The 25,711-nt window shown below is 47.5% G+C and carries 27 protein-coding genes; 21 read left to right on the top strand and 6 right to left on the bottom strand.

Annotated elements, in window-relative coordinates; genetic code table 11:
* Positions 1-357, top strand: coding sequence for a hypothetical protein (locus ACO0LE_RS00135; protein ID WP_422958406.1), 357 nt, complete (start codon positions 1-3; stop codon positions 355-357).
* An 80-nt stretch (positions 358-437) separates the two neighbouring features.
* On the opposite strand, the gene smpB is transcribed toward ACO0LE_RS00135, so the two are convergent.
* A complete protein-coding gene (smpB, locus tag ACO0LE_RS00130) occupies positions 438-887 on the bottom strand; it encodes an SsrA-binding protein SmpB (RefSeq protein WP_422956869.1) in 450 nt (149 codons plus the stop codon).
* A 125-nt stretch (positions 888-1,012) separates the two neighbouring features.
* Here smpB and ACO0LE_RS00125 point away from each other — a divergent pair, with 125 nt between their 5' ends.
* Positions 1,013-1,444 carry a type II toxin-antitoxin system RatA family toxin gene (locus tag ACO0LE_RS00125; RefSeq protein WP_422958405.1) on the top strand — a complete coding sequence of 144 codons (432 nt, stop codon included), beginning with the start codon at positions 1,013-1,015 and terminating at the stop codon, positions 1,442-1,444.
* On the top strand, positions 1,437-1,730 hold the full coding sequence (locus tag ACO0LE_RS00120; RefSeq protein ID WP_422958404.1) for an RnfH family protein: 294 nt from the start codon (positions 1,437-1,439) through the stop codon (positions 1,728-1,730). The genes ACO0LE_RS00125 and ACO0LE_RS00120 overlap by 8 nt, the downstream gene beginning before the upstream one ends.
* A gap of 11 nt (positions 1,731-1,741) precedes the next feature.
* Here ACO0LE_RS00120 and ACO0LE_RS00115 read toward each other — a convergent pair whose 3' ends face one another.
* A complete protein-coding gene (locus tag ACO0LE_RS00115; RefSeq protein ID WP_422958403.1) occupies positions 1,742-2,257 on the bottom strand; it encodes a DUF4124 domain-containing protein in 516 nt (171 codons plus the stop codon).
* Between the two features lie 119 nt (positions 2,258-2,376).
* Between ACO0LE_RS00115 and guaB the strand changes: the two genes are divergently transcribed.
* From guaB to ACO0LE_RS00080, 7 genes are all read left to right on the top strand, one after another.
* On the top strand, positions 2,377-3,837 hold the full coding sequence (gene guaB / locus ACO0LE_RS00110; protein ID WP_422958402.1) for an IMP dehydrogenase: 1,461 nt from the start codon (positions 2,377-2,379) through the stop codon (positions 3,835-3,837).
* 67 nt (positions 3,838-3,904) lie between these two features.
* Entirely contained in the window at positions 3,905-4,954 is a 1,050-nt protein-coding gene (locus ACO0LE_RS00105; protein WP_422958401.1) for a GGDEF domain-containing protein, read from the top strand.
* Positions 4,955-4,971: 17 nt separating this feature from the next.
* Complete coding sequence (gene guaA / locus ACO0LE_RS00100; RefSeq protein ID WP_422958400.1) at positions 4,972-6,567, top strand: glutamine-hydrolyzing GMP synthase; 1,596 nt, start codon at positions 4,972-4,974, stop codon at positions 6,565-6,567.
* A 26-nt stretch (positions 6,568-6,593) separates the two neighbouring features.
* Positions 6,594-7,229: a 7-carboxy-7-deazaguanine synthase gene (queE, locus tag ACO0LE_RS00095; protein ID WP_422958399.1), complete on the top strand. Its 636-nt coding sequence runs from the start codon at positions 6,594-6,596 to the stop codon at positions 7,227-7,229.
* A gap of 27 nt (positions 7,230-7,256) precedes the next feature.
* A complete protein-coding gene (gene queD / locus ACO0LE_RS00090; protein WP_422956861.1) occupies positions 7,257-7,700 on the top strand; it encodes a 6-carboxytetrahydropterin synthase QueD in 444 nt (147 codons plus the stop codon).
* 55 nt (positions 7,701-7,755) lie between these two features.
* Positions 7,756-8,238: a tRNA adenosine(34) deaminase TadA gene (tadA, locus tag ACO0LE_RS00085; protein ID WP_422958398.1), complete on the top strand. Its 483-nt coding sequence runs from the start codon at positions 7,756-7,758 to the stop codon at positions 8,236-8,238.
* Between the two features lie 83 nt (positions 8,239-8,321).
* The gene (locus ACO0LE_RS00080; protein WP_422958397.1) at positions 8,322-9,251 is read left to right on the top strand and encodes an LD-carboxypeptidase; all 930 of its coding nucleotides are present in this window, start codon (positions 8,322-8,324) and stop codon (positions 9,249-9,251) included.
* Between the two features lie 78 nt (positions 9,252-9,329).
* Here the strand turns inward: ACO0LE_RS00080 and ACO0LE_RS00075 are convergent, their stop codons facing one another.
* Positions 9,330-10,991 (bottom strand): MFS transporter, encoded by a 1,662-nt coding sequence (locus ACO0LE_RS00075; protein ID WP_422958396.1) that lies wholly within the window; start codon positions 10,989-10,991, stop codon positions 9,330-9,332.
* A gap of 357 nt (positions 10,992-11,348) precedes the next feature.
* Between ACO0LE_RS00075 and ACO0LE_RS00070 the strand changes: the two genes are divergently transcribed.
* The 10 genes from ACO0LE_RS00070 to ACO0LE_RS00025 all read left to right on the top strand — a co-directional run bounded on the left by ACO0LE_RS00070 (position 11,349) and on the right by ACO0LE_RS00025 (position 22,035).
* Complete coding sequence (locus tag ACO0LE_RS00070; RefSeq protein WP_422958395.1) at positions 11,349-12,527, top strand: acetyl-CoA C-acyltransferase; 1,179 nt, start codon at positions 11,349-11,351, stop codon at positions 12,525-12,527.
* A 150-nt stretch (positions 12,528-12,677) separates the two neighbouring features.
* Entirely contained in the window at positions 12,678-14,495 is a 1,818-nt protein-coding gene (locus tag ACO0LE_RS00065) for an acyl-CoA dehydrogenase (RefSeq protein WP_422958394.1), read from the top strand.
* Between the two features lie 69 nt (positions 14,496-14,564).
* The gene (locus tag ACO0LE_RS00060; RefSeq protein WP_422958393.1) at positions 14,565-15,359 is read left to right on the top strand and encodes an SDR family oxidoreductase; all 795 of its coding nucleotides are present in this window, start codon (positions 14,565-14,567) and stop codon (positions 15,357-15,359) included.
* Between the two features lie 150 nt (positions 15,360-15,509).
* Positions 15,510-15,956: a PaaI family thioesterase gene (locus ACO0LE_RS00055; RefSeq protein ID WP_422958392.1), complete on the top strand. Its 447-nt coding sequence runs from the start codon at positions 15,510-15,512 to the stop codon at positions 15,954-15,956.
* Between the two features lie 154 nt (positions 15,957-16,110).
* On the top strand, positions 16,111-17,373 hold the full coding sequence (locus tag ACO0LE_RS00050) for a serine hydrolase domain-containing protein (protein ID WP_422958683.1): 1,263 nt from the start codon (positions 16,111-16,113) through the stop codon (positions 17,371-17,373).
* Positions 17,374-17,380: 7 nt separating this feature from the next.
* Positions 17,381-18,391, top strand: coding sequence for an NADP-dependent oxidoreductase (locus ACO0LE_RS00045; protein ID WP_422958391.1), 1,011 nt, complete (start codon positions 17,381-17,383; stop codon positions 18,389-18,391).
* 98 nt (positions 18,392-18,489) lie between these two features.
* Complete coding sequence (locus ACO0LE_RS00040) at positions 18,490-19,419, top strand: glutathione S-transferase family protein (RefSeq protein WP_422958390.1); 930 nt, start codon at positions 18,490-18,492, stop codon at positions 19,417-19,419.
* A 98-nt stretch (positions 19,420-19,517) separates the two neighbouring features.
* On the top strand, positions 19,518-20,420 hold the full coding sequence (locus ACO0LE_RS00035; RefSeq protein ID WP_422958389.1) for an SDR family oxidoreductase: 903 nt from the start codon (positions 19,518-19,520) through the stop codon (positions 20,418-20,420).
* Between the two features lie 306 nt (positions 20,421-20,726).
* Positions 20,727-21,623, top strand: coding sequence for an alpha/beta fold hydrolase (locus ACO0LE_RS00030; RefSeq protein ID WP_422958388.1), 897 nt, complete (start codon positions 20,727-20,729; stop codon positions 21,621-21,623).
* 1 nt (position 21,624) lies between these two features.
* Positions 21,625-22,035 (top strand): acyl-CoA thioesterase, encoded by a 411-nt coding sequence (locus ACO0LE_RS00025; RefSeq protein ID WP_422958387.1) that lies wholly within the window; start codon positions 21,625-21,627, stop codon positions 22,033-22,035.
* A gap of 10 nt (positions 22,036-22,045) precedes the next feature.
* On the opposite strand, the gene ACO0LE_RS00020 is transcribed toward ACO0LE_RS00025, so the two are convergent.
* Both ACO0LE_RS00020 and ACO0LE_RS00015 read right to left on the bottom strand, forming a co-directional pair.
* Positions 22,046-23,695: a diguanylate cyclase domain-containing protein gene (locus ACO0LE_RS00020; RefSeq protein ID WP_422958386.1), complete on the bottom strand. Its 1,650-nt coding sequence runs from the start codon at positions 23,693-23,695 to the stop codon at positions 22,046-22,048.
* A gap of 12 nt (positions 23,696-23,707) precedes the next feature.
* Complete coding sequence (locus ACO0LE_RS00015) at positions 23,708-24,532, bottom strand: alpha/beta fold hydrolase (protein ID WP_422958385.1); 825 nt, start codon at positions 24,530-24,532, stop codon at positions 23,708-23,710.
* A gap of 401 nt (positions 24,533-24,933) precedes the next feature.
* Between ACO0LE_RS00015 and ACO0LE_RS00010 the strand changes: the two genes are divergently transcribed.
* Positions 24,934-25,464, top strand: coding sequence for a GAF domain-containing protein (locus ACO0LE_RS00010; RefSeq protein ID WP_422958384.1), 531 nt, complete (start codon positions 24,934-24,936; stop codon positions 25,462-25,464).
* Between the two features lie 34 nt (positions 25,465-25,498).
* Here ACO0LE_RS00010 and ACO0LE_RS00005 read toward each other — a convergent pair.
* On the bottom strand, positions 25,499-25,711 hold a 213-nt coding region (locus tag ACO0LE_RS00005), incomplete at its 5' end, for an integrase core domain-containing protein (protein WP_422958383.1).

Raw genomic sequence — 25,711 nt, 5'->3', positions numbered from 1 at the left:
ATGAATATATCGTACTTACGTTATTCCGTACTTGTGCTGACGCTGATGTCCGCTGGGTCGGCTTGCGCGGAGTCGGGCCGAATCAGTAATTTTTTTGGTTTTGGAAAAGCACAGGTGAACTCTCGTCAGGCAGAGCGCAAAGAACAAAAAATGCTCCAGCAAGAGCGAAAAATGAACCGTCAGTTCGATAAGGATGGTGCCGAGCATGAGAGCGTTGAGGTGAAGAAAAACGCTGAACGCTCTGCAGATAAATCAGACGCGGCTCAAAAGCGTAGCCGCATGACCTTGGATGAACGCCGCGCGCTCCGGCGTCAGATTCAAGATGCAGGGCATGATATTTATGTCCCTTCGAAATAAGCACCAAAGAAGCACAAATTAAAATTGTTAACCTGCGTCGCTCATTAATTATTGTCTAACGTAATTGTCTAGAGCAATTTTTATCGACGATGTTGCTTCATAATTTTTTGCTGCTCTCGCTGCCAGTCACGTTCTTTCTCGGTATCGCGCTTGTCGTGCTGTTTCTTGCCTTTTGCCAGACCAATCTGGCATTTCACCCGCCCATTGGTGTAGTGCATATTCAATGGCACCAGGGTGTAGCCTGCACGCTCTACTTTGCCTATTAGCTTGTTAATCTCAACTGCATTCAATAGCAGTTTGCGCGTGCGTACAGAATCCGGATGGATATGCGTTGATGCCGTAGGCAGTGCGCCGATATGTGCACCGAATAAGAAAATTTCACCATTACGTACAATCACATACGCTTCTTTTAATTGAACGCGTCCTGCGCGTATGGACTTAACTTCCCATCCTTGCAATACAATACCGGCTTCGAATTGTTCTTCGATGAAATAATCATGGAAGGCTTTTTTGTTATCAGCAATACTCATGCAATATAAAAATAAATGACATTCTCTTCTTCACAACATCGCCTTAATTATCTGGTGGCTAATGATGGAAATGGAAACAGGTCGGTTAAAATTTCAAATGTGATTCTAGTAAACGGGTCTTATTGATGGCAGTCGTACATAAAACAGTTTTTATCGCCTATAGCGCAGCGCAAATGTTTGCCTTGGTTGAACGGGTGGAGGATTATCCACAATTTTTACCATGGTGCGGCGAGGTTGATGTGGCGCAGCGGACTGAACAAGACCTGATTGCGACATTATCCATCAATTATCACGGAATTAAGCAGAGATTTACCACAAAAAATAAGAACCTTCCGCCCAATCTAATGGAGATGAGCTTGGTTGACGGCCCTTTTAAGCAATTGCTGGGACGCTGGAAGTTCACGGAATTGCGCGAGGATGCGTGCAAAATTGAATTTGATTTGAGCTATGAATTTTCCAGTAAATTGCTTGAACATCTGATTGGACCTGTGTTCAGCAAAATTGCCAATAGCTTCGTCGATTCGTTTTGCGCGCGGGCTGAAAAACTGTATGGATAATTTGAAGGCACTCAAAGTGCAGGTTTGTTTTGCGACGCCGGATGTTGTCAGTGTTACTGAAATATTTGTATCACATGGCATTCGTTTGCTGGAGGCAGTAACTCAGAGCCAGATTGGTCTTCAACATCCGGATATTAATTTTGCAATGTGCAAATTCGGAATTTTCGGCAAACTCAAATCCCCTGATACCTTGTTGCGCGATGGCGATAGGGTAGAGATTTATCGAGCGCTAGTCGCTGACCCGATGGAGGCTCGTCGACGTCGCGCTAGGAAACAGGATAAGTAATTAATTTTGGTTTACTGGCAGCCACTCGTAGCACGTTTAGCATCAGCTAATTCCTGCGCTCTTTTGCTGTCATCCATATAATTTTTCTCGCCATCTTTACCTGTAGTGGCGATACGAACGCCGGACTCCAGCGCTTTTTGATAAGATTTTGCCCGTTCACAGTTCTTTGCTTTGTCCGCGTTGTTTTGCGCTTCTTCCGCAGATTTTTTGTCTTTTTCGGCTTGCTCTGCCAGGCGCTTCATGAAGTCTTCATTCTTGCTGGCTGTTGTAACGGGTTTTTCCAGCTTGTTTTGTTCTGCACTGGCCGAGCCTGATGCCGCAGATTTTTCTGTGGCCGGAGCATTGGTTTCCGCTGTCTTATTCGGGGATTTGATAATTCTGTTTTTGGGAATGCTTAAAGGTGGCGGCATATCAGAGAATTGCTTATTCCCTTTGTCATCCAGCCATACGTACTGAGCATGTGCCGGTGTCGCTATTATCAGCGCCATAACCGCACCGAGGAAAAATGATGTTTGATATTTAGACATACTTAGCTTTCAAAGAAAATCAACACTAAATCTAATTACGATTTTCCAGAGTTTTACACGGCAGGAGACGTCTCGGCAAGTTTTCTGTATAATTCGGTTTTGCGCCTATAGGAAATACTATGCGTTTACTCCAAAAAGCACTCACTTTTGATGACGTGCTACTTGTTCCGGCATACTCGAACATTCTCCCTAAAGATACCTCTCTTGCGACCAATTTGACTCGCAATATTAAACTGAATATTCCTCTGGTGTCGGCTGCCATGGATACAGTGACTGAAGCAAGATTGGCAATTGCCATGGCTCAGGAGGGCGGTATTGGTATCATTCATAAAAATCTCACTGCAAAAGAGCAGGCGAGAGAAGTGGCCAAGGTCAAACGGTTTGAGTCCGGTGTGTTGCGTGATCCGATCACGATTCCGCCGGATATGAAAATACGTGATGTCATCGCCTTGTCTCAACAGCATGGTATCAGCGGCTTTCCTGTCGTAGAGGGTAAGTCAGTCGTGGGGATTATTACCAACCGTGATTTGCGTTTCGAAGAAGAGCTTGACGCTGAGGCTCGCGCCAAAATGACGCCGCGCGAAAAACTCGTGTTCGTTAAAGAAGGGGCAGATCTGGCTGAGGCTAAACGTCTTATGAACAAGCACCGTCTTGAGCGTGTGCTGGTCGTTGATGACGCGTTTGAATTGCGCGGCCTGATTACCGTAAAAGATATTCAAAAATCAACAGAGCATCCGTTTGCGTCTAAGGACGAACAAGGTAAATTGCGTGTAGGTGCTGCCGTCGGCGTTGGTCCTGATAATGACGAAAGAATTGATTTGCTGGCCAAAGCTGGGGTTGACGTGATCGTAGTGGATACTGCGCACGGTCATTCCAAGGGCGTATTAGATCGCGTTCGCTGGGTGAAAACAAAGTATCCGCATATCGAAGTTATTGGCGGCAATATCGCTACCGCTGCCGCAGCCCTGGCCTTGGTTGAACACGGTGCTGATGCAGTCAAAGTAGGCATTGGTCCCGGTTCCATATGTACAACCCGTATTGTTGCCGGTGTAGGCGTTCCGCAGATTACAGCTATTGCCAATGTCGCCAATGCCTTAAAAGGTACTGGCGTGCCTTGTATCGCTGATGGTGGCGTACGTTTCTCTGGCGATGTATCTAAAGCTTTGGCCGCCGGTGCATCGACAGTCATGATGGGAAGTATGTTTGCAGGTACCGAAGAAGCGCCTGGCGAAGTTATTTTATTCCAGGGTCGTAGCTACAAGTCCTATCGCGGCATGGGAAGTCTGGGGGCAATGGCTGATGGATCTGCCGACCGTTATTTCCAAGATGCTTCTAATAATGCAGATAAGTTGGTGCCAGAGGGTATTGAAGGACGCGTCGCTTATAAGGGTAGCGTTCTGGCAATTCTGTATCAACTAGTCGGTGGTGTGCGCTCCTCTATGGGGTATTGTGGTTGTGCATCAATTGATGATTTGCATACCAAAGCTGAGTTTGTTGAAATTACTTCAGCTGGCATGAGGGAGTCGCACGTGCATGATGTACAGATCACGAAGGAAGCACCTAACTACCGCGCGGACTAATTGGCGTGACAAGGGTACTTAATAAGGTGCTTAATAGCGTGTTTCAGGTCATTGCAAGGAGTGCGGTATGGCAAGTCAGCTAGATCGTTCTAATCCTGTAACCTTTATTCCATTGGGTAGCAACACTGGCGATTTGCTTGCTGAGACTAATCAGGTAAAGATTGCCCGGTTTGAGCGGTTGGCCAGCAAATTGTTTGGTGTTTCAAACTGCCTGATTCATTTGGGTGACCTGGCGACCAGATTTGAGCCTGGTGAGCGATCCATGGCAGCAATAGAGGCAATGTTTTGTTCCAGTCTAGTATTGGCAGAAGACCTCTTTGTCGTTGACGATACGACAAAGCACCACCAAATCGCAACACATCCTTTAGTCACTGGCGCACCTTATATCCGATTTTATGTGGCCTACCCAATCACTGATCAGGCCGGAGAGGTAGTTGGAAATATTGCGCTACTCGATTACGACGCGCATCCGTTCGAAGATGAGTCCCGCTTGTTGTTAGCGGATCTGGCCGTATTGATTGAGCGTGAAATTGCCTCAGGTATTTTGTATCAAGCACATCAGGAATTAATCAGGCAACATCGTAGCCTCAAGCGTGAGTCTCTGATTGATCCGATATTGGGTACCTGGAATAAAGCCGCAATCAGCCGTTCTCTTCAAATCGAAATGGATCGATGTAGCAAGTCAGAAAAACCGCTTGCACTGATTTTTGCTACCTTGGATCAGATCGCACAGATTCGCGATCTGCATGGTATCGCCTTTAGTGATGTCGCGATGGTCAGGGTAGTCAGTCGCATTCGTTCCTGCGTCAGGCCATTTGATGCTTTGGGGCGTTTTGGTAATGATATTTTTCTGATTGTTTTACCTGGGGCATCCCTATTGGTTGCTACCGCTGTCGCAGAGCGCATACGTATCGGAGTGATGTCGCATCCTGATCAGATTGAGGGCGAGTTGGTCCAACTTACAATCAGTGCGGGAATCGTATCAACGGATATGTATCCCAACGCAGAGCCAGAAATATTAATCAGTCTTGCTGAGAAAGCACTACTGTCAGCGAAAAACGCTGGTAACAATCACGTCGCGCAAGCAAGTTTTGCCCAGCCCGACATTATTATTTGACTGAAAAATTTACTCCCATGCACTCAAAAATTCTCATTCTTGATTTCGGTTCCCAAGTGACTCAGTTGATTGCACGTCGTGTGCGTGACTCTGGCGTTTTTTCTGAAGTTCATCCTTACGATGTCAGTGACGAATTTATTCGAAACTACGGTGCAGCCGGAATTATTTTATCAGGTGGCCCGAATAGTGTGACTGAAGGAGATACGCCACGCGCACCAATGGCCGTGTTTGATGTTGGTGTTCCTGTTTTTGGGATCTGTTACGGCATGCAGACGATGGCTGAGCAGTTAGGTGGCAAGGTAGAAAATGGTCTGGTGCGTGAGTTTGGCTATGCCGAAGTCCGTGCCCGTAGCCATACCGCATTACTGAATGGTATTAATGATTTCGTCACGCCGGAAGGTCACGGCATGCTCAAGGTATGGATGAGCCATGGCGATAAAGTAAATGAAATGCCAGCGGGCTTTAAGTTAATGGCATCAACGGATAATTGCCCGATCGCGGCAATGGCCGATGAAGAACGTCGTTACTATGCGGTGCAGTTCCATCCAGAAGTTACGCATACCTTGCAAGGTGAGGCTATTATTTCTCGCTTTGTTCATGAAATCTGCGGTTGCAAATCCGACTGGAATATGCCGGATTACATCTCGGAAGCAGTCGAATCGATTCGTCAGCAAGTTGGTACAGATGAGGTAATTCTGGGCCTGTCTGGCGGTGTTGACAGTAGTGTTGCTGCTGCGCTGATTCATCGTGCCATCGGTGAACAATTGACTTGTGTCTTCGTCGATCATGGCCTGCTGCGTCTTGATGAAGGCAAAATGGTGATGGAAATGTTCGCCAATAACCTCGGCGTTAAAGTCATTCATGTCGATGCAACTGCCCAGTTCATGGGACATCTCACCGGTGTCACCGACCCGGAAGCTAAGCGTAAAATTATCGGCCGTGAATTTGTCGAGGTCTTTCAGGTTGAATCTGCCAAGCTGAAAAATGCCAAATGGCTGGCACAGGGCACGATATACCCGGACGTTATTGAAAGTGCTGGCAAAGGTAAAAAAGGATCGCATACGATTAAGAGCCATCACAATGTTGGTGGTTTGCCAGATACATTAAATTTAAAGTTGCTTGAACCTCTGCGTGAACTGTTTAAGGATGAAGTTCGTAAATTAGGTGTCGCGCTAGGTTTGCCGCATAGCATGGTGTATCGCCACCCTTTCCCTGGTCCTGGTCTGGGTGTCAGGATTTTGGGTGAAGTTAAGAAAGAATTTGCAGAGTTGTTGCGTCGGGCTGATGCCATTTTTATCGAAGAGCTACGCAATACACAAGTTGCCGGATTGACGGGTGACAAAGCAATGTCCTGGTACGATGCAACCAGCCAGGCCTTCGCTGTATTTTTACCGGTGAAGTCGGTCGGCGTCATGGGTGATGGCCGTACTTATGAATATGTGGTCGCGTTGCGTGCTGTGCAGACACAAGATTTCATGACGGCGCACTGGGCACATTTGCCGCACGAACTGCTGGGTAAGGTATCTAACCGCATTATTAATGAAGTGCGTGGCATTAACCGTGTGGTCTATGATATCTCCGGTAAACCGCCAGCCACCATCGAGTGGGAATAAATCATTAAGAATGAACGAGTAATTTTGTGACATACAGCGTTAAAGAAATTTTCTATACCCTGCAGGGCGAAGGCAATCATGCTGGTCGCCCTGCAGTATTTTGTCGCTTTGCCGGCTGTAATTTATGGACGGGCAGGGAAGAGGATCGTGCTACTGCGATTTGTCAGTTTTGCGATACCGATTTTGTTGGCACTGACGGCGAACGTGGCGGCAAGTTCAGGCAGGCTGCGGAGTTGGCGGAGACAATCAACCGCTTGTGGCCGCAAGATTATGCTGCAAGTAAATATGTGGTGTTCACTGGCGGTGAGCCTTTGCTGCAATTGGACGTAGAGCTGATTGTCGCGATGCATGCAGCGGGTTTTGAAATTGCGATTGAAACCAATGGCACGTTACCCGTGCCTGACGGCGTTGACTGGGTCTGCGTGAGTCCTAAAATGGGCTCTGAGCTTGTTGTTCGCAAGGGCCATGAACTCAAAGTCGTGATTCCGCAACTAGGTCAAAATATGCAAGCCTATGCTGCACTGGATTTTCAGCACTATTTTGTGCAAGCGATGGATGGTCCGCAACAAGCAAAGAACCTGCAATTCGCCGTAGATTTTTGCAAGCAGCATCCACGCTGGAAGCTGAGTCTGCAAACACATAAGCTTCTTCAAATACCGTAATTTTCGTCATTTTCGTTTAGGTTTTACATGCTTACCATCACAAGAAAAGTGGAATTCGATACAGGTCATCGTATTCCAGATCACAACAGTCAATGCCGTAATTTGCATGGGCATCGCTATACCTTGCTGATTACCTTGACTGGTGATGTGGTAGAAAAAGATGGCGAGTCCGATAATGGAATGATCATGGATTTCGGTGACATCAAAGCCTTGGCAAATCAGTATTTGGTCGATCTGTGGGATCATGCTTTTATCGTTTACGAAAAAGATACCGCCGTCAGAAATTTTTTGGAAAGTATGCCAAACCACAAGACGGTTGTGATTGATCGTGTACCGACAGTCGAGAACCTGGCCAAGATTGCGTTTGATATGCTGAAAGATGTTTACCATGACCGCTATGGTCGGGCGTTATCGCTGACCAAGGTGACTTTGTACGAGACACCTAATTGCTGGGCAGAGATTGACGGCTAATTTTTTAGTCGCGCAAAGAATGAGTTCTGACCTCGTCTACTCCCAAGACTAATTAATGAAAACCGATGTTGATTTTATGCAAATCGCTCTCCAGCAGGCACAGCTTGCCTGGGATCTGGGCGAGGTGCCGGTTGGAGCTGTTCTGGTCAAGGATGGCGAAGTTGTTGCCTATGGTTATAATCAGCCGATAGATAAACATGATCCAACCGCTCATGCAGAGATTATGGCGTTGCGGGCTGGTGCCGAAATTCTAGGAAATTACCGGCTTCCCGGTTGCGAGTTATATGTGACTCTGGAACCATGCATGATGTGTGCCGGAGCAATGATGCATGCGCGCTTGGCTAAAGTCGTATATGGTGCCAGTGATCCGAAAACAGGTGTCTGTGGCTCTGTCCTCAATTTGTTTGAGCAAGATAAACTCAATCACCATACTGCGGTAATCGGTGGTGTGATGTCAGAGGAGTGCAGCACTTTATTAAAAGACTTTTTTGCCAGCAGACGAGCGGCGCAAAAAAAGCCCATTGCGATCAATCGATAGCTGTCTCAATCTTAGAAGAGTCATTCTGCTTAGGTCGGGTAAGCGGATGGCATCATCGCTAATCATTTCATTCAGGATTATTCATGACGATTGATTTTCCTATCCCAGATTCATCAAGACGTGAGCCAGGCATTGCGATTGTCGGTGTCAGCGGCGGTGCGATTGATGATGTAGCCGTAGAGCGAGGAGTACAGGCTCTGAAAAAATCAGGGTTGCGTGTATATAATTTTTATCAGCCAGATCAAAAATTTCAGCGCTTCGCCGCGACAGATGCCGGACGGGTTGCTCAGATTCATGCGGCAGCAGATCATCCAGACGTCGACATCGTGATGGCATTGCGTGGCAGTTATGGACTTTCGCGTTTATTGCCACTTTTAGATTACAAAAAATTAGCGAACAGTGGCAAATGTTTTGTGGGTCACAGTGACTTTACAGCCTTGCAAATGGCCTTGCTAGCTGATGAGAATAAGTCGAGTGTTGCAGGCCCCATGCTTTGTGATGACTTCACCAGAGAAGACCTGAGTGAGTTCACCTTAACAAGTTTTTTCGATTGTGTCCGGCAGCAGCGACATACGGTGAGATTTGATTCTGCAGATGCCGATGATGTCCTCGTCAGCGGAGTACTTTGGGGGGGCAATCTTGCTATGCTGACGCATCTGACGGGAACTCCTTATTTCCCGCAAATTGAACAAGGTATTTTGTTTGTAGAGGATATTGCTGAGCATCCGTACCGCGTAGAGCGCATGATGTTACAGCTACATTTTGCCGGAGTTTTGGCGAGGCAAAAAGCGATCATTTTTGGAAACTTTTCTGCGTATAAATTAGCGCCGCATGACAATGGCTATAATTTTGATGAAATGATCCGCTATCTACGGTCTGTTATTTCTGTTCCTATCATTACCAGACTGCCTTTTGGGCATATCAAAGATAAGGTATCGCTCGTTGTCGGTAGTCAGACTACATTGATTTCGGAGCAGGGAGTAGTTGAACTGGTCATGGATTATCAGTTTTAAAAAGAGCTTCGGATTCAATGAATAGCTACAAAAAAAGCCGTCAAATTTGACGGCTTTTTGTCTTACAGTTTGCAGTGCTTAATCTGCCGCATAAATATCATTGTCTTTGGTTTCTTTAATGAACAAGGTGCCGATCACAAAAGTTGCCAGAGCGATGATGATTGGATACCACAGACCGTAGTAAATATCACCTTTGAACGCAACCAGTGCAAATGCCGTTGTCGGTAACAAACCACCAAACCAGCCGTTGCCGATGTGATATGGCAGAGACATTGATGTGTAGCGAATGCGTGTTGGGAACATTTCTACCAGCATTGCAGCAATAGGACCGTACACCATGGTTACATACAAAACCAAAATCGTCAGCAGTAACAAGACCATAGGTTTGTCGATTTGCGTCGGATCGGCTTTAGCAGGGTAGCCAGCAGCTTTAATCGCATCAGCAAATTCTTTAGAGAATGCTTTATCTTTTGCTGCGGCTTCTTCTTTTGGCAAGCCTGTAGAGCTATACGACTGAATCACCTTATCTCCGACCTTGACAGAGGCTGCCGTGCCAGGAGCGGCGATTTCATTCGAGTAGTTGACAGAGGCCGATGCCAGTTTCGCTTTGACGATATCGCAGGAAGAAGTAAATTTCTTCGTACCAGTTGGGTTAAACTGGAACTGGCAATCGGCAGGATCCGCTGTGACTACCACCGGTGCGTTTTTCAGCGCATTTTCCAGCGCTGGATTTGCATAGTGCGTCAATGCACTAAATATCGGAAAGTAAGTCAATGCAGCGATCAGGCAACCTGCCAAGATGATAGGCTTACGACCAATTTTGTCAGACAAAGAGCCAAAAACAAGGAAGAATGGCGTGCCAATAACAAGAGAAGCAGCGATAAGAATATTGGCAGTAGCGCCATCTACTTTCAATGTTTGTTGCAGGAAGAACAGCGCATAGAACTGACCTGTGTACCAGACAACTGCCTGACCTGCTGTTAAACCGACCAGAGCCAGAATAACGATTTTCAGGTTTTTCCATTGACCGAAAGATTCTGTCAAAGGTGCTTTAGATGTTTTGCCTTCTGCTTTCATTTTTGCAAAAGCTGGGGATTCATTCATGGACAAGCGTATCCATACTGAAATTGCCAGCAGGAATACGGACACCAGGAAAGGAACGCGCCAGCCCCAAGCCGAAAATTCCTCTTCGCCAATTGCTGTACGTGTACCCAGAATCACCATCAGTGATAGGAATAAACCCAATGTCGCCGTTGTCTGAATCCATGCAGTGAACGCACCGCGTTTGCCGTGAGGCGCGTGCTCAGCAACATAAGTTGCAGCACCACCATATTCACCGCCGAGTGCCAGACCCTGCAATATACGTAATGACACAAGAATAATCGGTGCGGCAATACCAATGGAGGCATAGTTTGGTAATAAGCCGACACAGAAAGTCGAACCACCCATGATCAGGATCGTGACTAGGAAGGTATATTTACGGCCAATCATGTCACCCAGACGCCCAAACACCAATGCGCCAAAAGGACGAACAATAAAGCCCGCTGCAAAAGCCAATAAAGCAAAAATAAATGCCGTATTTGGATCGGTACCTGCGAAAAACTGTTTTGCAATGATGGCTGCGAGTGAGCCATACAGATAAAAGTCGTACCATTCAAATACAGTACCCAGTGAAGATGCGAAAATAACTTTACGCTCTTCAGCCGTCATACCGCCTGACGCTGCTTGTGCTGTCGCCATGCTTGTCTCCTATTATGTTTTAAAGTTGTAGGCAAACTTGAGTCCGAAATAGCCAGACTTAGTTTTTGCGCAAGTTGAGTGTGCAAGCTGAAACTTACGGCATGCTTTCTTGAAACTTACAGAAACTTACGTTTGCTGTTGTTTGCGGTTTATTTGCCCAAAAACATCATAAAAATTACTTTATTTTTTTGCGAACGGTCGTACTAAAAATATGCTATTCTCATATTCAGCTATTTTAAAAGCGTGGTCAGCCGTCTTTTTTACTTGCCTGAAAACGCCGTTGCTTCAGTATTGCCAAGCTCGTTGTAATCGTCACTTCATTCAAAATTATTAAACTAAATCTATTAGGAGACTCACATGTCTGATGCTGTCATCGTATCCACCGCACGTACCGGCCTCGCAAAATCCTGGAAAGGCGCATTCAATATGACCCATGGCGCCACCATGGGAGGTCATGTATTGAGCGCAGCGATAGAGCGCGCGAAGATTGATGCGGCAGAAGTAGAAGATGTGATCATGGGGTGCGCAACGCCTGAAGGCGCTACGGGTAGCAATATTGCACGTCAAATCGCCTTACGTGGCGGATGTCCGGTGACAACGGCTGGGATGACGGTGAATCGTTTCTGTTCTTCTGGCTTGCAAACTATTGCTCTGGCAGCACAACGTATTATTGCTGGCGAAGGCGATATCTACGCCGCTGGTGGTGTTGAGTCCATCTCTTGCGTACAGAATGAAGCAAATACGCACATGATCATTGATCCATGGTTAAAGCAACATAAGCCTGAAGTGTACTGGCCTATGCTACAAACTGCCGAAACTGTCGCCAAGCGTTATAACATCGCTCGCGATCGCCAGGACGAATATGGTGTGCAAAGCCAGTTGCGCGCCGCTGCCGCCCAGGCGGCAGGTTTGTTTAATGCTGAAATCGTCCCGATGACGACAATCATGGGTGTTGCCGATAAGGCGACAGGCATGCTGATCAGTAAAGAAGTTACTATTTCCGCAGATGAAGGTATTCGTCCGGACACAACATTAGAAGCCGTATCGAAAATCCGCTCCGCTGTGCCTGGTGGCGTAATCTCTGCCGGTAACGCAAGTCAATTCTCTGACGGTGCATCTGTTGCAATTTTAATGAATAGTAAAGTCGCTGAAGCGAAAGGTTTGCAGCCACTCGGTATTTTCCGTGGCTTTGCGATTGCCGGTTGTGAGCCAGATGAAATGGGTATCGGTCCAGTCTATGCGATTCCAAAATTACTGAAAAAAGCCGGTCTTAAGGTAGAAGATATCGGCCTGTGGGAATTGAATGAAGCGTTTGCTGTACAGGTACTATATTGCGCAGACAAGCTTGGCATCCCGATGGATAAGTTAAATGTCAATGGCGGTGCGATTGCAGTGGGCCATCCTTATGGCGTATCTGGCGCGCGTCTGACTGGTCATGCCTTAATTGAAGGTAAGCGTCGCGGTGCAAAATTTGTGGTCATCACTATGTGTATCGGCGGCGGTCAAGGTGCGGCTGGCTTGTTTGAAGTGGTGTAATCGTTAAGCGACTGATTAGCTTTAGTGATTAACTTCACTGCGACACCATGAGATAGAAATAAAGACGAGCAAGACGGGAAACGCCTGTCTTGCTTTTTTTAAAGGCAAGAACGATTTATCGTCCTGCCAACGCCCAATATCTGACCCGCTATGCAATCAAAAATCATCCCCCGTCGTGACCTCGATTTTTTGCTGTATGAATGGCTGAATGTCGAATCTTTAAATCAGCGTGAACGTTTTGCTGATCACAATCGTGAAACTTTCAACGCTGCGCTTGATACCTGCGAACAGATCGCCACTGAATTATTTGCACCGCATAACAAAAAAAATGACCAGAACGAGCCGCATTTTGATGGCGAGGTCGTGCATATTATTTCTGAAGTAAAGACGGCATTAAATGCCTTTTGTGACGCCGGCTTGATGGCTGCCGGGCAGGACTTTGAGCTGGGCGGTATGCAGTTGCCATGCGTAGTCGAAAAAGCGGGATTTGCGTATTTTAAAGGCGCAAACGTCGGTACTTCTTCTTACCCGTTTCTGACGATCGGTAATGCCAATACACTGATGAAATGTGGCACGCCGGAACAGATAGAACTCTTCGCCAAGCCAATGCTGGAAGGGCGCTACTTTGGCACAATGTGCCTGTCTGAGCCGCAAGCGGGTTCTAGCCTGTCTGATATCGTGACACGCGCCGAGCCTCAAGGAGATGGCAGCTTCAGGCTGACAGGTAACAAGATGTGGATCTCCGCCGGCGAACACGAATTGTCAGAGAACATCGTGCATCTGGTGCTCGCAAAAGTCCCGGATGAAAACGGTAAGCTGATTCCGGGTGTCAAAGGTATTTCATTGTTCATCGTGCCGAAAAAACTGGTGAACAAAGATGGTTCTCTCGGCGAACGTAATGATGTTGTGCTGGCGGGGCTTAACCATAAAATGGGGTATCGCGGCACGACTAATTGCCTGCTGAATTTCGGCGAGGGCAAGTTCAAACCGCAAGGCAAAGCTGGGGCAATCGGCTATCTGGTCGGTACTTTACACAAGGGACTGGCGAACATGTTCCACATGATGAATGAGGCACGTATTGGTGTCGGTCTGGGCGCCGTCATGCTCGGCTACACCGGTTATCTGCATTCACTGGACTACGCACGAAATCGCCCGCAAGGCCGTAATCCGCAAGCCAAAAATCCAGCTACAGCGCAATTACCAATTATTCAGCACACCGACGTTAAACGCATGCTGCTTGCGCAAAAAGCTTATGTCGAAGGTGGTCTGGCACTAAATTTATATTGCGCGCGACTGGTCGACGAAGAGCGTAGTGCCCCGGCACCGGAAGCAAGAGCGCATGCCTTATTACTGCTCGACATACTTACCCCGATTGCTAAATCCTGGCCATCTCAATGGTGCCTCGAAGCGAATAGCCTTGCGATCCAGATCCATGGTGGCTATGGCTATACCCGTGAATATAATGTTGAGCAATTCTATCGTGACAATCGCCTGAATCCGATTCACGAGGGGACACATGGTATTCAAGGGCTTGATCTGCTGGGACGTAAAGTTGTCATGCAGGATGGTGCCGCGTTTAAGGCTTTGGGTGCTGAGATACAAGCCACAATTAGCCGCGCTGCCGCGCAACCGGCCTTGTCTGATTATGCGCAGGCCTTGTCGCTGGCTTTACGCCGGATTGCGATGGTGACGCAACAATTGTATGGCGCTGGCGACCTGAACAAAACACTGGCAAACGCGTCTCTTTATCTGGAAGCTTTTGGTCATAGCGTTGTTGCTTGGATCTGGCTGGAGCAAGCCTTATTATCGACCGGCAAAGAGGCCCACCATGACGCAAATTTTTATGCTGGCAAACTACAGGCGTGCAAGTATTTCTTCCAATGGGAACTGCCGAAGGTACATCAGCAGCTAGATTTATTGGCGAGTCTGGATACGACCACCCTGGATATGCAGGACGACTGGTTCTGATATTGAGCGATCTATTGAGTTGCATTTTTTGTACATCACACACTTTATAAAAAATAATCGGAGACAAATATGAGTACAGCTGCACGCACGACACAACAATTATTCGATCTTAAAGGCAAGACCGCACTGATCACTGGCGGCTCCCGTGGTCTTGGCCTGCAAATGGCTGAGGCCCTCGGTGAACAAGGCGCTAAAGTCATTGTGTCCTCGCGCAAGCAGTCCGATCTCGACGAGGCGGTTGCTCATCTTAAGGCCCGTGGAATTGATGCTACCGCCATTGCCGCCGATCTGGGTAAGGACGGCAGTGTCAAACCGTTGGTCGATGAAGCATTGGCGCGCTTGGGTCACATCGATATCCTGATCAATAATGCGGGTGCAACGTGGGGTTCGCCTGCGGAAGATCACCCGGCTGAGGCCTGGGACAAGGTCATGAACCTAAATATCCGTAGTATCTTTTTGTTGTCGCAAGAAGTGGGTAAGCGTTCGATGATTCCGCGTAAGCACGGCCGCATCATCAACATCGCATCCATTGCGGGTCTCTCTGGCAATGCTCCCGGCACCATGCAAACCATTGCCTACAATACGTCTAAAGCCGCTGTCATCAATTTCACTCGTGCTCTGGCAGGTGAGTGGGGCGTATATGGCATTACGGTAAATGCGATAGCACCAGGGTTCTTCCCGTCCAAAATGACCAAGGGCATACTCGAACATCTGGGTGAAGAAAAACTCGCCAAAGAAGCGCCGCTACAACGTATCGGCGATGATGAGGATCTGAAAGGTGTTGCCCTGCTGTTCGCCTCCGACGCCGGCAAACATATTACTGGCCAGACTCTCGCGGTCGATGGCGGTGTCTCCGCTGTGTAATGCGCTGTGTAACAACCAAGCATGCCTGACCGGGTTAGCAGCGTGTATGCGCAGACGGGGCGAGATTAGCACTCTCGGCCCTCACTGTAAGCACACTAGCTAAACCAGTAATACACGCATTCTCATTGCAGCACAGACTACGGATACTTTATGAGCTTACCAATCGCGCAGCCTAGTCCGGCACTCAATCCGTTTTTACACGATATGGGTGTCGAGTTTTTGGAAATGGCAAATGGTCGCGCCAAGATCGCGCTCGACCTGTCAGAGCGTCACATGAACAGCTGGCAAATCACGCATGGCGGGGTCATGATGACCATGCTTGACGTCGTCATGGCGATGGCGGGGCGTTCATTGAGCGATGATCTAAAGGGCGTTGTCACGGTCGAAATGAAAACGACTTTTCTACAGCCAGGTGGCGTCCCCGGTGGTCGCATCGAAGCGCGCGGCTTTGCCTTTCATCGCTCTACTACCATGTGTTTTTGCGAAGGGGAAATATGGAACGGAGACAAACTCATCGCCAAATCCATGGGTACGTTTAAATATCTGCGTCGCCTGAAGTCGGGCGAGAACATGAAAAAACTTTACGGTAGTGATTAGTGTAAGTGCACGATTAGTAGTTGATTACAAAGTAGAAGCAAGTCCTGATAAATCCACATGAATGGAAAGAGGAGACAACATGCCCGAACAGAATCATCCAAGGTATTTTTCATCACGTTTCAACATGAGCTTGAAGATCATCCTGGGGGGATTGATGGCCGCCACATTCGGTAGCGCGACTGCACAAACTGCCTTGCCGGATCCGGCAAGCACCGATCCAAAATCGCTGGGATGGATGCAAGGTTTTCCTCCTGCACCAGACAAAGTCATTAAATTCAGTAATGGCAGCAACTATCAATTTCCACGTACTCGCTGGTCATTTTCGCATGGACGAGAGCTAGGTCCGACATCGAATGTCTGGCATGGTCATTTGCCAGCCTCAGTGTTGCCGCAAGCGCCTGCCAATCTGGATGGCATCAGTTTTACCGATGATAAAGGTGTGACGGCGACCTGGGCAGATATGCTGAATCTGACTTATACCGATAGTGTATTGGTAATGCACAAAGGTAAAGTCGTGTACGAAAAATACTTCGGTATTAGTAAGCCCCAATTGCCGCACATTGCGATGTCGGTGACCAAATCTTTTGTCGGTACGCTGGCCGCGACAATGGCAGTTGAAGGCACGCTTGATCCCTCTGCTCAAGTGACTACCTATCTGCCTGAGTTGAAGGGAACTGCGTACGGTGATGCGACCGTGCGTCAGGTCATGGACATGACAATCGGTGTTCAGTATTCAGAAAATTATGCCGATCCGAAAGCAGAAATCTGGGACTACGCTCGCTCAGGCGGGTCGCTCCCAACTGCACCGACATATGATGGCCCAAAAACGTTTTACGACTTTTTGATGAAATTAAAAAAAGAAGGTAACCACGATGAGGCTTTCGCTTACAAGACCGTCAATGCCGAAGTGCTCGCCTGGATCATTAAGCGCGCCAGCGGCAAGTCCCTGTCAGATTTGTTGTCTGAACGTATCTGGCAAAAGCTCGGTGTCGATAACGACGCCTATTTTGCTGTTGATAGCATAGGCACAGAGCAGGGCGGCGGCGGACTGAATCTCACTTTGCGCGACATGGCACGTTTTGGTGAAATGATGCGTCTTGACGGTAAATTTAACGGACAGCAGATTCTGCCAAAAGTAGCTGTCGAGGATATTCGTAAGGGTGGCGACAAGACTAAATTTGCCAAGGCTGGTTACGCCACCATACCCGGTTATTCCTATCGCAATATGTGGTGGATAGGCCATAACAATCACAACACATTTGAAGCGCGCGGTATTCATGGTCAGCGTATTTACATAGACCCGGTGGCTGAAATGGTCATCGTTAAATTTTCTTCCCACCCCATAGCCGCAAACGGCGCGAGTGATCCCATCACCTATCGTGCGTTTCAGGCATTGGCTAATCACTTGATGAAATGAGATCAATATGAGTAACGTAACAACTGGTAATTTTCAGCGCATCGTTCTGGCATCCCGTCCTGCTGGTGAAGTCAAAGTCGATAATTTTCGCTTGGAATCTGTCCCCGTTCCTGACATTAAAGATGGCGAAGTATTAGTACGCAATCATTTTTTGTCGCTTGATCCTTATATGCGCATGCGCATGGAGGATGCAAAAAGTTATGCCGCACCACAGGCAATTGGCGAGACCATGATCGGTGGTACGGTCGGTGAAATTGTGGCGACGAATAATCCTAAATTTGCGGTCGGCGATAAAGTCGTTGGCATGCTCGGTTGGGCAGAAATGGGCGTGTCCGATGGCGTTTTGTTGCGCAAAGTAGATACGACCCATATTCCATTATCCGCCTACCTCGGATCAGTCGGTATGCCCGGCATGACAGCCTGGTATGGTTTAACGCAAATCATGCAAGCCAAAGAAGGCGAAACAATCGTCGTCTCCGCCGCCAGTGGTGCGGTGGGCAGTGTCGTCGGTCAGCTGGCTAAATTACGCGGTTGCCGCGCAGTCGGTATTGCTGGTGGTGCCGAGAAATGTGCGTATGTCGTGAATGAACTTGGCTTTGATGCCTGCATCGATTATAAAGCCGGTAATCTGCAAGCTGATCTGGCTGCCGCGACACCGAATGGTATTGACGCTGTATTTGAAAACGTTGGCGGCGAAATTTTCGACGCTTGCCTGGCGCGTATGAACGCCTTTGGTCGCATCGCTTTGTGCGGCATGATTGCAGGCTATGACGGTGAGCCTTTACCGATCAAAAATACCCGTGTGTTATTGACGATGCGGTTGACCATGCGTGGTTTCATCGTGTCCGAACATATGGATTTATGGCCACAAGGACTTAAGGAATTAGGCACGCTGGTCGCTACAGGTAAATTGAAATTCCGCGAATCGGTTGCACCCAACTTGGCGGCGGCACCTGATGCGTTCCTTGGTTTGTTAAAAGGTAAAAACTTCGGTAAGCAATTGGTCAAGCTCAATTAGCGCAAGTCTTTAATCAAATTCCTTTCCTTTGTTAATACTGTCAATGCTAGATTAATAAAGGATGGGGTAAAAATGTGGCGTAGACGTAAGGACTAAACATGTCAGAGATTATTTTTCACCACTATCCGGTTTCTCCATTTTCGGAAAAAATCCGCCTGATTTTTGGCTTCAAGAACCTAGCATGGAAATCCGTCATGATTCCGTCAATCATGCCTAAACCTGATGTCACCGCGCTGACTGGCGGATATCGCCGCACCCCTGTCATGCAGATCGGTGCTGATATTTATTGCGATACTGCTTTGATTGCCGATGTACTGGAGCGTATCGCACCGGTACCAAGCCTGTATCCGCCAGCGATCGCCGGACTGTCAAGAACAGTGGCGCAATGGGCTGATACAAGCTTATTCTGGACGGCGATCGCGTACACATTTCAGCCCGCTGCGATGTCTGGCATTCTCGGTGATATCACTCCCGAGCAAATGAAAGCTTTCGGTGCCGATCGCGCAGCAATGCGTGCCGGTGCACCCCGCATGTCCTTGCCAGAGGCGACAGGTCAATTGCTGGAATACCTCCGCCGTATCGAAGATATGTTGAGTCAGGGTTCCGCATTCTTGCTTGGAGCTGATGCCAGCATCGCGGATTTTTCTACTTATCATGCGCTTTGGTTTATTCGTCGGGTTCCTGCAGTTGCAGGTATATTGGATGCCTATCCGCTGACATTGACTTGGATGGATAAAGTCGCTGCTTTTGGTCAGGGGCATCCAGAAAAAATGCGTAGCACAGAGGCAATCGAGCTTGCTCATAGCACAATGCCATTGCTATCCGACGCCTCACTGCTTGATACGCATGGAATTGCCTTGGGTGAGATGGTTGCCATCATGCCGACGGATTACGCACTGGATCCGGTTGCCGGTGAGCTTGTGTGCGCAAGTGCCAATGAATTTGCGGTCAGACGCATTGATGAGCGTGCTGGGGCCGTGGTTGTGCATTTTCCACGGGTCGGCTTTCAGATGAAGCGTGCAGAGTAAGCAATCAACGTAATCAACGCACTCAGGAATAAAGAAATAAGCCAAAGCCGATTTCTTTTAAAACACGCAATAAAGTAATTGATCAACGAGAGATCTCTATGAAAAATTTTCAAAACAAAGTTGCAGTAATTACCGGTGGTGGCAGTGGTTTTGGTCGCGAATTCGCTTTGATCGGTGCCAAACTTGGTATGAAACTGGTGCTCGCCGATGTTCAGCAAGACGCGCTCGATAAAGTGAAGGCAGAAGTCGAAGCGCTTGGCGCCCAAGTCTTAATTCAGCGTTGTGATGTGCGTCATGCCGCCGAGGTGCAGGCACTAGCCGACGCAACGATTGAAAAATTTGGTGCCGTGCATCTGGTCTTCAATAATGCTGGTGTTGGCTCTGGCGGTTTGATTTGGGAGAATACGCAGGCTGACTGGGAATGGGTATTGGGCGTAAATCTATGGGGTGTGATTCATGGCGTACGTATCTTCACGCCACTGATGCTGGCATGTGCCAAAACGGATCCGGATTATGAAGGTCATATCGTGAATACCGCATCAATGGCAGGCTTATTAAATGCGCCAACGATGGGCGTCTACAACGTCTCTAAACATGCCGTTGTTTCGCTGTCGGAAACCTTGTTTCAGGATCTGAGTCTGGTCGAGGCACCGATTGGTGCATCGGTCCTTTGCCCGTATTTTGTACCGACAGGCATCAGTCAATCACAGCGTAATCGTCCTGATGACGTGCAGGCTTCCGCACCGACGGCCAGTCAGCGCGCATCACAAGCGATGTCCGATAAAGCAGTGTCATCAGGCAAAGTCACGGCAGCAGAAGTCGCGGAAAAAACGTTCAAGGCGATCAGCGATGGACAGTTCTATATCTACTCGCATCCCGCCGCCTTAGGTAATGTGCAGGAACGCATGGAAGACATCATCACGCAACGTAATCCTGGTGATCCGTATAAAGCTGCGCCTCATATCCGCGACATGTTACGTGCCCGACTTAAAGCGGAATAGTACGTCGCCATCCTCAGTAATTCCATATACTCCTGTCTAGTATATTTGTCGCCACCAATAAAAATATGCGGTAATGGCATATTATTTGTTGATTAGTAGGGGAGTATATGGTTTTCGTAGAGGGTGAGTTAATTGAAGTTTGTCCAAAAAAACGTGGCCAAGTCTCAGTAAATTTGATCGGGTGCACGCTCAAAACAGGACAGAACACTTGATAAAATCTGCAAGAACAAACAGAGAGCACAATACCCTGTAGCCTGAATTAACGTTACGGTATCGTTCAACAACAACGTCACAAAGCAGAGTCCTATGCAATCACTCATCCAGTCGAATCAATTCGCCACGCTCAAAAACGGAACACGCCTGCATTATGCAAGTGCTGGCGATGCAGCTAAGCCGCTACTGTTATTTGTTCATGGCTTCCCTGAGTTTTGGTATGAATGGGCGGCGCAGCTGGAAGAGTTTGGGCAAGATTATTTTGCCGTTGCCCCAGACCTGCGCGGCTTTAATTTATCTGATATGCCGACTGATCTGGGTGCCTACAAGGCCAAACACATCGTCGATGATCTGCGGCTATTGATAGAGCATTTAGGCTATGAAAAAGCAACTATCGTTGCGCATGACTGGGGTGGTGCGATCTGCTGGAATTTTGCGATTGCCTTACCGCAGATGCTGGAAAAACTCATTATCATCAACTCGCCGCACCCGTACTTGTTTATGCAGGCGCTCAGCAGCAATACGTCCCAAAAATCAGCGAGCGAATACATGAATTGGCTGCGCGCCGAGGGTTCCGAGAATGCTTTGGCTAAAGATGATTTTGCTTTGATCGAAGGATTTTTTAATGGCATGGGACAGCCGCAAGCTGCGTGGTTCGACACCGCAACGCGGGCCAGATACCATGAGTGCTGGTCACGCGGTTTGCGAGGTGGCGTTAATTATTACCGTGCTTCACCTTTACATCCACCGACTGACACCAATCAGGGACCATTAAAACTGCAACTGAACCCTGCGGATTTTCGTGTCAAGGTGCCGGTCCGGGTGATTTGGGGTGAGAACGATAAAGCACTGCCAAAAACCTTGCTCGATGGCCTGGAAGATTTTATCCCTGATCTGCAGGTGATCCGTATTCCGGAAGGCAGTCACTGGATCATTCACGAACAACCTGCCCGCATCAACCAACTGATACGCGGCTTCCTGGATAACTGATATGGCACGACAGGATTTTGATTTCTTCCATTCTTTGCGGGTGCGGTGGGTGGAGGTCGATATGCAGGGGATCGTTTTTAACGGTCATTATCTGACCTATTTCGATGTCGCGTTCACCGAATACTGGCGCGCTACTGGTTTGCCAAACGCCTTGTTGCAGGCAAGCGAGGGGAAAGAATTGTTTGCCCGTAAAGCGAGCATTGAGTACATGGCGCCAGCGCGATTTGATGATGTTCTGGACATTGGCGTGCGCTGTGTTGCGATTGGCAACTCTTCAATGCAGTTTATTGTTGAGATTTATATCGGCGATGAGCATTTGATTTCGGGCGAATTGTTCTATGTCTATGCAGATAGCAATTTGCGAAAGGGCGTAACAGTACCGGACCAGTGGAGGCAGACAATTCTTGGATAGGCGCTATGTTTTAACGTAATGGAAGTTCGAGAAAACAATATCTATTTTTGCCACCTTCCTTTGCCTTGTACATTGCCTTGTCTGCACTCTTAATAAGTTCTTCTGCCGTGATGCCGTCATCCGGATACACGGCGATCCCGATGGATGTACCTATTTTGGCAGTGTTTTCATCAATATGAAAAGGTATGTTGATACTAGTAATAATCCGGTGAGCTATTTGTACTACCTCCTGCTGACTTGACGGATTGTCCAGCAATATGACGAATTCATCCCCGCCGAGTCTGGAAACAGTGTCAGTTTTGCGGACTTGTGCCAACAGTTTTTTTGCGACCTCTTTTAATAAGATGTCACCAGCTTCGTGGCCAAGGCTGTCATTTACATTTTTGAACTGGTCAAGGTCAAGAAACATAACCGAAATGTTTCGTTTTTCACGATCAGTTTTAGCCAATAGTTGATGAAGTCGTTCCATCAGTAAAGGCCTGTTAGGCAGTCCGGTAAGTGCGTCTTGCAAGGCAAGTTTTCTGATGGTTTCGTCGCGATACCAGCGATCAGAAATATCGTTAAATATAGAGACATATCTAGTAGGCACCCCAACATTTCCCAATATTCTGGTGATGGTTTGCCTTTGCGGATAAACGTCACCATTCTTGCGCTGGTTCCAGACCTCGCCTTCCCACATTCCTCTCGTTGAAATGGCTTCCCAAATATCCTCGTGAAAGCTGGAGTCGTGTTTTGTTGATTCAAACAATTTTGGTGTTTTACCGATAGCTTCTTCTGCTGAGTATCCAGTGATTTGTGTAAACGCCGGATTGACTGACAGGATGACCGCATCAGCGTCTGTGACCATAATACCTTCGATCGTATTCTGAAAAACGCTTGCCGCCATATGCAGTTCATTTTCTGCATTTTTTAAAGAAGTTATATCACTCACCAAGACAAAAAAACCAATAACAGTTTTGCTGCGATTGAAGTCTGGAATGTAATGCGCCATCCCGTAGCCGATGCTGCCATCGGCTTTAGTTAGGATACGCTCAAATATTTGTTTTTCGCCCCGTAATACGGCGTCAACGTATCCTTGATTGCTCGCCATTAAGCGTTCACCAAGTAACTCCGGCAATGAGTGACCGATGATCTGATTTGTAGGTTTTCCAAACCAGCTGACATAGGATTGGTTGGCAAATTGACAGACTAAATTTTTGTCCCAATATCCTACTAACGCGGGAGTCGCATCCGTAATGGTTTTGATAAACAGTTCTTTTTTTTCTAATTCTTTTTTTGATGACTCGGCGAGGTTGCGAGCAGTAATTAACTCAGCTTCAAATTTACTGCGTTCTTGTGCGACAAATAATAGCCAAATATAGCAATCTACTGATTGGTATTTACTGCGTGAGCAGTTAAACATGACAGGTATTCGCCCACCATTTTTATCCAACATTTTCAAATATATTTCTTTTACCTGCCCATTTTTTAACAACATCGGCCAAATGTGTGTCTGCAAAAATATGCATCCTGCAGGTGGAAAAAGAAGATCCATTGACTGACCTATTAAGGCACTATCTTCGATGCCGACCGTCGCCAATAGCCCTGCGTTAACATCGATTACGATGCCTTTTTCGTTTGTAATTAAAACGCAGCAGGGTAATTGGTCAATGAACTCCACGTCGTTATTCTGCTAGTTGGGAATGCTTGAAGGCAGTGCGTTAAAATAATTTCGCATCGCATCAATCACTAAATATGGATGACTCATATGCCCGCAATGCCCTGCGACATTGAGTACTTTTAGAGTGCTTTTTGGTAAATGGTGATGCATATATTCACCGATGCTAAGGGGCGCAAGAGCGTCTTCGCTATGTTGAAGTATGAGACTTGGGCAAGTCACCAGCGGAAGATCGCTTCGATTATCGGCAAAAAAAGTCGTCTTTGCGAAGACACGAGCGGCGCGGGGATCTGTTGAGCAAAAACTATTCGTTAGCTCACTGGATATGCTTCCCCCCCCCCCAGATTTACCGGCAACTACTGATCCTAAATAGTTTGCCCAGCCAAGATAATTTTGGTCCATCAACGCTAGGAGCTCTTCCAAGTCTTCACGGTTAAAACCACCTTGGTATTCAGGTGGCAGGTTTAAGAAGCAGGGAGAAGGGCCAATTAGTACCATTTCTTTGAATAGCTTCGGTCTTTCGATAGAGGCTAGCAAACCTACACTGCTGCTGACAGAGTGTCCAACAAAAGTCACATCTGACTCAAGTTTTAGTTCATCACAAACGTCCAGCAAATCTTGCACATATCCCTGCAAGCTGGAATAACGGTGTTCGTCAAATTCAGATAGATCGGATGCACCACTTCCCACATAGTCGAACAGAATTTGTGTATTCGTTGACGCAAACGCAGGAGTGACGCGATCCCACATTCGCTGACTGCAACCAAAGCCATGTGCATATAAGAGTGTTGGCCCCTTATCGCCGATAACACGAACATTATTGCGTTTCAATACATTCATATCCGCTCCTTAGTCAGTTTTCAATACACATACTTCGTCGTTCGCGTAAAACACTTTGCGAGTGATTAAAACATATTTCGTTTGAAGAAACGAATTATTTACTATTTGCAACCATTTTTGACAATGTGGCGGCTGCCCATGCCTTCTGAATATTTGAGTCTAGTAAGAAGCCAAAAATAGAAAATGGCCACGCTACTCTGCTGAGCCTGAGGGTTAGTTGACTAATCTAAACGTCAATTTGTTGGAAAGTATTAACAAACTAATACGTAGCTTTACATTGATTTTCAATCTGCGGCGTGAAAATCTAGCGCGCCAAACAGCAAGCCTATATATTGTTTGATTGAAGAAACATAAAATTTTCTTATTTTTGAGACTTAATTTTTATTTGATGAGGTGATCTTATGCTTTCCGCCCCTAAACCACGCGATGAAGATATTAGGCTGCGTGCGTTACATCATCTTGGAGTTTTAGATACCGCCGCTGAGGACGAATTTGATGCATTGATCAAAGTGGCAAGTGCTGTTTGCGGCACACCAATTTCATTACTCAGCCTGGTTGACACCGAGCGCCAATGGTTTAAGGCGAATGTTGGGTTGCCCGGGGTGAGCGAGACAGCAAGGGATGTTGCATTCTGTTCACATGCAATATTAAGCGATGACATACTTGAAGTTCCTGATGCGACTGCGGACTTTCGTTTTTTGACAACCCCCCTCGTGAAAGGTAATCCTGATATTCGTTTTTATGCAGGCGCTCCTTTGAAATTGAGCGATGGTTCAAGGGTTGGTACCTTATGCGTTATCGATAGAGAGCCAAAGTCGCTTACCACCTTTCAAAGGGAAATATTAAGCCAACTGGCTATCGCTGCATCCAGAGCGTTAGAAAGTCGGCGGGCGTTGATATCAGAAAGACGTCTTTTAGAGACGGAACGGTAATCCCCCCATTTTTAGCGCGAGCTATGAGTAGAGGCTATGCGGCAAGTGCGAGTTTCTGTTTCGGGGTGATGCCGCCGATGCCCGTGTTGGGCCGGTCGTGATTGTAAGTCCATAACCAGTTGGTGGCAAAATCTTGGATCTCTTCGAGCGAATCAAACAGGTGGTGCGCCAGCCAATCGTAGCGCACCGTCCGGTTGTAGCGTTCAACGTAGGCGTTCTGCTGCGGCTGCCCTGGCTGAATAAACTC

This window comes from Undibacterium sp. Xuan67W, from assembly GCF_049340165.1.
Classification (GTDB): domain Bacteria; phylum Pseudomonadota; class Gammaproteobacteria; order Burkholderiales; family Burkholderiaceae_D; genus Undibacterium.
Note: the sequence above shows the minus strand (reverse complement) of the source record. Positions and strands in the feature narration are given on the sequence as shown.

Excerpts from the sequence above, each read along its gene's own strand:
- ACO0LE_RS00135 (WP_422958406.1), top strand. The coding sequence starts at position 1 with ATGAATATATCGTACTTACGTTATTCCGTACTTGTGCTGACGCTGATG.
- smpB (WP_422956869.1), bottom strand. The coding sequence starts at position 887 with ATGAGTATTGCTGATAACAAAAAAGCCTTCCATGATTATTTCATCGAA.
- ACO0LE_RS00125 (WP_422958405.1), top strand. The coding sequence starts at position 1,013 with ATGGCAGTCGTACATAAAACAGTTTTTATCGCCTATAGCGCAGCGCAA.
- ACO0LE_RS00120 (WP_422958404.1), top strand. The coding sequence starts at position 1,437 with ATGGATAATTTGAAGGCACTCAAAGTGCAGGTTTGTTTTGCGACGCCG.
- ACO0LE_RS00115 (WP_422958403.1), bottom strand. The coding sequence starts at position 2,257 with ATGTCTAAATATCAAACATCATTTTTCCTCGGTGCGGTTATGGCGCTG.
- guaB (WP_422958402.1), top strand. The coding sequence starts at position 2,377 with ATGCGTTTACTCCAAAAAGCACTCACTTTTGATGACGTGCTACTTGTT.
- ACO0LE_RS00105 (WP_422958401.1), top strand. The coding sequence starts at position 3,905 with ATGGCAAGTCAGCTAGATCGTTCTAATCCTGTAACCTTTATTCCATTG.
- guaA (WP_422958400.1), top strand. The coding sequence starts at position 4,972 with ATGCACTCAAAAATTCTCATTCTTGATTTCGGTTCCCAAGTGACTCAG.
- queD (WP_422956861.1), top strand. The coding sequence starts at position 7,257 with ATGCTTACCATCACAAGAAAAGTGGAATTCGATACAGGTCATCGTATT.
- tadA (WP_422958398.1), top strand. The coding sequence starts at position 7,756 with ATGAAAACCGATGTTGATTTTATGCAAATCGCTCTCCAGCAGGCACAG.
- ACO0LE_RS00080 (WP_422958397.1), top strand. The coding sequence starts at position 8,322 with ATGACGATTGATTTTCCTATCCCAGATTCATCAAGACGTGAGCCAGGC.
- ACO0LE_RS00075 (WP_422958396.1), bottom strand. The coding sequence starts at position 10,991 with ATGGCGACAGCACAAGCAGCGTCAGGCGGTATGACGGCTGAAGAGCGT.
- ACO0LE_RS00070 (WP_422958395.1), top strand. The coding sequence starts at position 11,349 with ATGTCTGATGCTGTCATCGTATCCACCGCACGTACCGGCCTCGCAAAA.
- ACO0LE_RS00065 (WP_422958394.1), top strand. The coding sequence starts at position 12,678 with ATGCAATCAAAAATCATCCCCCGTCGTGACCTCGATTTTTTGCTGTAT.
- ACO0LE_RS00060 (WP_422958393.1), top strand. The coding sequence starts at position 14,565 with ATGAGTACAGCTGCACGCACGACACAACAATTATTCGATCTTAAAGGC.
- ACO0LE_RS00055 (WP_422958392.1), top strand. The coding sequence starts at position 15,510 with ATGAGCTTACCAATCGCGCAGCCTAGTCCGGCACTCAATCCGTTTTTA.
- ACO0LE_RS00050 (WP_422958683.1), top strand. The coding sequence starts at position 16,111 with ATGGCCGCCACATTCGGTAGCGCGACTGCACAAACTGCCTTGCCGGAT.
- ACO0LE_RS00045 (WP_422958391.1), top strand. The coding sequence starts at position 17,381 with ATGAGTAACGTAACAACTGGTAATTTTCAGCGCATCGTTCTGGCATCC.
- ACO0LE_RS00040 (WP_422958390.1), top strand. The coding sequence starts at position 18,490 with ATGTCAGAGATTATTTTTCACCACTATCCGGTTTCTCCATTTTCGGAA.
- ACO0LE_RS00035 (WP_422958389.1), top strand. The coding sequence starts at position 19,518 with ATGAAAAATTTTCAAAACAAAGTTGCAGTAATTACCGGTGGTGGCAGT.
- ACO0LE_RS00030 (WP_422958388.1), top strand. The coding sequence starts at position 20,727 with ATGCAATCACTCATCCAGTCGAATCAATTCGCCACGCTCAAAAACGGA.
- ACO0LE_RS00025 (WP_422958387.1), top strand. The coding sequence starts at position 21,625 with ATGGCACGACAGGATTTTGATTTCTTCCATTCTTTGCGGGTGCGGTGG.
- ACO0LE_RS00015 (WP_422958385.1), bottom strand. The coding sequence starts at position 24,532 with ATGAATGTATTGAAACGCAATAATGTTCGTGTTATCGGCGATAAGGGG.
- ACO0LE_RS00010 (WP_422958384.1), top strand. The coding sequence starts at position 24,934 with ATGCTTTCCGCCCCTAAACCACGCGATGAAGATATTAGGCTGCGTGCG.